At 70.0% G+C, this 5,472-nt stretch carries 5 protein-coding genes; 3 read left to right on the top strand and 2 right to left on the bottom strand.

Translation table 11 applies throughout. The features are described from left to right. Positions 1–194 precede the first annotated feature (194 nt). On the top strand, positions 195–962 hold the full coding sequence (locus G6026_RS09165) for an IclR family transcriptional regulator (protein ID WP_182612976.1): 768 nt from the start codon (positions 195–197) through the stop codon (positions 960–962). Positions 963–975: 13 nt separating this feature from the next. Here G6026_RS09165 and G6026_RS09160 read toward each other — a convergent pair whose 3' ends face one another. Then, a complete protein-coding gene (locus tag G6026_RS09160) occupies positions 976–1,761 on the bottom strand; it encodes a 2-keto-4-pentenoate hydratase (RefSeq protein WP_107755727.1) in 786 nt (261 codons plus the stop codon). A gap of 60 nt (positions 1,762–1,821) precedes the next feature. On the opposite strand from G6026_RS09160, the gene kstD reads away from it, so the two are divergent. Together kstD and G6026_RS09150 are read left to right on the top strand one after the other, a co-directional pair. Continuing rightward, the gene (gene kstD, locus G6026_RS09155) at positions 1,822–3,570 is read left to right on the top strand and encodes a 3-oxosteroid 1-dehydrogenase (RefSeq protein ID WP_182612975.1); all 1,749 of its coding nucleotides are present in this window, start codon (positions 1,822–1,824) and stop codon (positions 3,568–3,570) included. 2 nt (positions 3,571–3,572) lie between these two features. Beyond that, positions 3,573–4,433 (top strand): MaoC/PaaZ C-terminal domain-containing protein, encoded by an 861-nt coding sequence (locus G6026_RS09150; protein WP_182612974.1) that lies wholly within the window; start codon positions 3,573–3,575, stop codon positions 4,431–4,433. An 11-nt stretch (positions 4,434–4,444) separates the two neighbouring features. Here the strand turns inward: G6026_RS09150 and G6026_RS09145 are convergent. After that, positions 4,445–5,472: LLM class F420-dependent oxidoreductase (locus tag G6026_RS09145; RefSeq protein ID WP_182612973.1), on the bottom strand; the 1,028-nt coding region annotated here is incomplete at its 5' end.

Raw genomic sequence — 5,472 nt, 5'->3', positions numbered from 1 at the left:
CGTGTCCAGAGCCTCCGGCACGGCGCGCAGCGCCCCGAACGCCGCCGAGCTCGTCGTCGTCATCATCGGAACACCCCGCCTTCGTCGCCTCCCCATAGTCGAACGCACGTTCGATTCTACACCTGGGTCCCTATTCGCGCACGTGTTCGATCTGATCGAACCGCCCTGCCGCTGCTCCGCGCTACACTCGCCGCATGAACGAACCGCCCGTCTCGCCCGTCGACCGCGCCTTCGACGTGCTACGGGTGACGGCCGCGGGCGCCGGCCTGACGCTGAGCGAGATCTCCCGAGAGGCCGGCCTGGCCAAGTCCACGACCCTCCGACTCCTCACCGCGCTCGAACGGAACGACGCGGTGACCCGGATCGGGCAGCGCTACCGGTTGGGACCGCTGGTGCACGAGCTGGACCCGATCCCCTCCTCCCCGGCGTACGAACGAACCCGCCGGGTCCTGACCCCGTTCCTCGCGCACCTCTTCGAGGCGACTCGGGCGACGGTGCACCTGGCCACGCTGCACGGCGACGAGGTGGTGTACCTCAACAAGCTGCACGGTCCGCGACCGATCCCGTCCCCGTCCCGCATCGGCGGAGGGCTTCCGGCCTATTGCACCGGCGTGGGCAAAGCGATGCTGGCGTTCGATGACGCGGCCGCCGAGCGGGTCGCCCGGGGCCCGCTGGTCGCATGGACCGACACCACCCTCACCTCGCCGGATGCGCTCGCGGTGGAGTTGGCAACGATCCGGCGCCGCCGGCGGGCGGTGGATCGCGCCGAACTCACGCCCGGCCTCTACTGTGTGGCCGCACCGGTGTTCGACGACGACGACGGCGGCGCCAGCGGCGCCCGTGCGGTGGCCGCGCTGTCCGCGAGCGCGGCAGACAGATCGGCACTCGCGCGACTGGAACCGTTGGTGACCAGGGTCGCAGCCGCCGCCAGCCACGCGATGTCGACGGCCGAGAACGAGTAACGTGTCCGCAGCTTCAGCTGAACTCCATGGTGACCTCGCCCAGACCCGCGAACTCGGCACGGAAGGAATCGCCCGGAGCGGCGTCCATCGCCCGGATCGCGGTGCCGGGCAGGATCACGTCGCCCTTGCGCAGGCGCACACCGAACTTGGCGACCGTCGAGGCCAGCCACCCCACCGAGTTGAGCGGGTTACCCAGCACCGCGTCGGAGCGACCGGAGGCGAGGAACTCACCGTTCTTGTAGAGGGTCGCATCGATCGCTGCGACGTCGAGGTCCGCCAGCCTCACCCGCTGTGAACCGACGACGTACCCACACGACGAGGCGTTGTCCGCGATCGTGTCGGGCAGGCTGATCTTCCAGTCGCGGATGCGGGAGTCGATCAGCTCGATCGACGGCACGACCCACTCGATCGCGGCAGCGGCCTCCTCCTGTGAGCACCCCTCCGGAGGGATGTCGGCACCGAGGATGAACCCCACCTCGACCTCCACGCGCGGGAAGCAGAACCGCGCGGCCTCGACCGGCTCGCCTTCCGGATACTCCATCGTGTCGAGCAGATGGCCGTAGTCCGGTTCGTCGACTCCCATCATCTCCTGCATGGCCTTGGAGGCCAGACCCACCTTGTGGCCGGTGACGACCGCGCCGGCCTCCAGCTTTCGACGGATGTTGACGAGTTGGATCTCGAAGGCGTCGTCCGGGGTCATCCCGGGATGGTCGGCGGTGAGCGGCGCGATGGGCGCCACGTCGGCCTCGGCATCCCAGAGTCGCTGTGCGAGTGTGGCGCGGGTCTCCTCGGTGAGCATGACGGGGATGCTACCTCGATCGTCTGGCGCTCGAGCCCCCGGTTCTATAACGTGTTCTACATGGCAGACCAGGAGTTCGACGTCGTCGTCGTCGGTAGCGGTGGAGCAGGCATGACGGCCGCCCTCGCAGCAGCGAAGAAGGGCCTCAGCGTGGTCCTCGTGGAGAAGGCGCCTCACTACGGTGGCTCCACCGCCCGGTCCGGAGGCGGCGTGTGGATCCCGGGGAACTCCGTCCTCAGGCGGGACGGGGTCCAGGACACCCCGGAGGCCGCCCGCACCTACCTGCGCTCGATCATCGGCGACGTCGTGGCCCCGGAGAGGATCGACGCGTACGTCGACCGCGGCCCCGAGGTCCTCGACTTCGTCCTCGCCCACTCCCCCCTCGAGCTGGAGTGGGTGGTGGACTACTCCGACTACTACCCCGAGGCGCCGGGCGGACGACTCGGTGGCAGGTCCGTCGAACCCAGGCCGTTCGACCTCCGCCGGCTGGGCTCCGAGGCGTCGAGGCTCGAGCCCCCCTACGCCAAGGCCCCGGCGAACATGGTGGTCAAGCAGTCCGACTACCGCTGGCTCAACCTGCTCCAACGCCCCACCACCAAGGGCTTCCGACGCTCCGTCCGCGTGACGATGCGCATGCTGGTGGCCAAGGCCCGCGGCGCCAACATGGTGGGCATGGGCCGCGCCCTCATCGGCGCCCTGCGCAAGGGCCTCCTCGACGCCGGCGTCCCGGTGTGGCTCAACACCCCGATGACCGGACTGGTCACCGAGGGCAGTGGCCTGGAGGAGCGGGTCGTGGGCATCACCGTGACCCGCGGCGGGGAGGAGCAGACCCTCCGCGCCCGTCGGGGCGTGATCATCGGCTCGGGAGGGTTCGAGCACAATCAGGAGATGCGGGACAAGTACCAGCGTCAGCCCATCCCCACCTCCTGGACGGTCGGCGCCGCCGGCAACACCGGCGAGGGCATCGAGTTCATGGAGAAGGTGGGTGCGGAGCTGGCCCTCATGGAGGACGCCTGGTGGGGTCCCACGATCCTGCTCCCCCGCGGCCCGTGGTTCGCGCTCGCCGAGCGGTCCCTGCCCTGCTCGTTCCTCGTCAACTCACGCGGCGAGCGGTTCATGAACGAGTCGCTGCCGTACGTCGAGGCCGGCCACCGGATGTACGGCGGCGAGTACGGTCAGGCCCCGGCCGGCCAGGAGGGGGCCGAGGGCGAGAACGTCCCGGCCTGGCTCATCTTCGACCAGGAGTACAAGAACCGGTACCTCTTCGCCGGACTACAGGCGAAACAACCGCTGCCGAAGAAGTGGCTCGAGACGGAGAACTTCCACAAAGCGGACACCCTCGCCGAACTGGCCGGCCTGATCGGGGTCCCGGCCGACGCCCTGGAACGGACGGCCACGCGGTTCAACGGCTTCGCCGAGAAGGGCGTCGACGAGGACTTCCAGCGCGGGGTCTCGGGGTACGACCACTACTACGGCGACCCCACCAACAAGCCCAACCCGAGCCTCGGGCCCGTCCGCAAGGCCCCGTTCTTCGCCGTCAAGATGGTGCCCGGGGACCTCGGGACCAAGGGCGGCGCGACCACCGACGTCCACGGCCGGGTGCTCCGGTCGGACGGCTCCGTGATCGAGGGGCTCTACGCGGCCGGAAACGCGTCGTCGCCGGTCATGGGGCACACCTACGCCGGGCCCGGGGCGACCATCGGTCCCGCGATGGTGTTCGGATACCTCGCGGTCGAGCACATTCTGGCCGGCGCCACAGCCGACTCCACCGCCGCCGCCCCCACCACCATCGACAAGACGGGAGTCTGACCGTGCCGATCGACCTCTCGACGGCCCTGGGAGCCGAACTCCCCTCGCAGGAGTTCTCCTGGACCGCCTCCGACGTGGCGCTGTACGCGCTCGGAGTCGGTGCCGCTGGTGACCCCATGGACACGGCCGGGCTGCGGTACGTGGACGACTCGAACCCGAAGGTGCTGCCGTCGTTCGCCACCGTCGCGGCCACGATGAACGTCACCGAGGCGCCGAGGGTGTCGTTCCCCGGGGTGGAGATCGACCTGGCGAAGGTCGTCCACGGAAGCCAAGCGGTCCGCCTGCACCGGCCCATCCCCGCTGCCGGCACCGCCGTCACCACGACCAGGATCGCCGAGATCCAGGACAAGGGCTCGGCGGCCGTGATCATCCAGGAGTCCGAGACCGTCTCCGCCGACGGTGAGAAGCTGTGGACCTCGCGGTCCGGGATCTTCGCGCGCGGGGAGGGCGGATTCGGCGGCGAGCGAGGAACCTCGGAGAAGGTCGAGTACCCCGAGCGGGAGGCCGACCACACCATCGAGGTCGCGAGCCTGCCCCAGCAGGCGCTGCTCTACCGCCTCTGCGGCGACCGCAACCCGCTGCACTCGGATCCGGCGTTCGCCGAGGCGGCCGGGTTCCCGAGGCCGATCCTCCACGGCCTGTGCTCCTACGGGATGGTGTTGCGTGCTGTCGTGGACCACGTCCTGAAGGGGGACGTCGAGCGGGTCAGCGGCTACGGCGTGACGTTCGGCGGCATCTTCTTCCCGGGCGAGACCATGCGCATCCGGGTGTGGGAGGACGCCTCGCGCCTGCTCGTCGCGGCCACGGTGGCCGATCGCGACGACGCGCCGGTCCTCAAGAACGTGGTGGTCGACCTCGCCTGACCACGACCCGGTCAGCAGAGATCGCGGAACCGCTCCACCAACCGGATCCGACCGGGGGCGTCCATCGCCATCGGGACGACCGTGAGGGTCGTGGCCCCGGCCTCACGGAACGCCCCGACCCGCTCGGCCACGTACGACTCGGGGCCGATCAGTGAGACCGACCGGACCAGCTCGTCCGGCACCGCCGCCGCGGCCTCGTCCTTCTTGCCGTCCAGGTACAGGTCCTGGATGCGGGCGGCCTCGGCCTCGTAGCCGTAGCGGCACGCGAGTTCGTTGTAGAAGTTCTTGCCCCGGGCGCCCATCCCACCGATGTAGAGGGCCAGGTGCGGCCGCACGAAATCGAGGTAACCCGGCACCTCGCTCTCCTCGCAGATCGCCAGCGGGGGCCCGGCGTAGACCTCGAGGTCACCGAGCGAGGGATCACGCTTCGCACGTCCCTTGGCCAGCGGGTCACCCCACGCGAGGTGTGCCTTCTCGGGGTGGAAGAACAGCGGCTGCCACCCGTCGGCGATCTCGGCGGCCAGCTCGACGTTCTTCGGTCCGAGCGCCGCCAGCACGATCGGGATGGACTCCCGCACCGGGTGGTTGATGAGCTTGAGCGGCTTGCCCAGGCCGGTGCCCTGGTCTGCGGGCAGCGGGATCTGGTACTTGGCCCCGTCGTGCACGACCTTCTCCCGGCGCCACACCTTGCGGCAGATCTCGATGACCTCGCGCGTCCGGGCGAGCGGGGCGTCGTAACGCACGCCGTGGAATCCCTCGACGACCTGCGGACCCGAGGCACCGAGGCCCAGGGTGAAGCGGCCGTCGGAGACGAAGTCCAGGCCGGCGGCGGTCATGGCGGTCAGGGTGGGCGTGCGCGTGTAGATCTGCAGGATTCCCGAGGCCAGTTCCATGGTCGAGGTCTTGGCCGCGAGGTAGCCGAGCTGGCTCACCGCGTCGAACGAGTAGGCCTCGGGCACGAACGCGATGTCCAGCCCCGCCCGCTCGAGGTCGGCGGCCTCCGCGGCCGTCTCGGCGAACCCGCCGCTGTAGTTGAGAG

The sequence above is a fragment of the Dietzia sp. DQ11-38-2 genome (genome assembly GCF_014145055.1).
Taxonomy (GTDB): domain Bacteria; phylum Actinomycetota; class Actinomycetes; order Mycobacteriales; family Mycobacteriaceae; genus Dietzia.
This window is presented reverse-complemented; position numbering and strand designations above follow the sequence as displayed.

Coding starts and splice junctions, on each gene's coding strand:
- G6026_RS09165 (WP_182612976.1), top strand. CDS start 195: ATGAACGAACCGCCCGTCTCGCCCGTCGACCGCGCCTTCGACGTGCTA.
- G6026_RS09160 (WP_107755727.1), bottom strand. CDS start 1,761: ATGCTCACCGAGGAGACCCGCGCCACACTCGCACAGCGACTCTGGGAT.
- kstD (WP_182612975.1), top strand. CDS start 1,822: ATGGCAGACCAGGAGTTCGACGTCGTCGTCGTCGGTAGCGGTGGAGCA.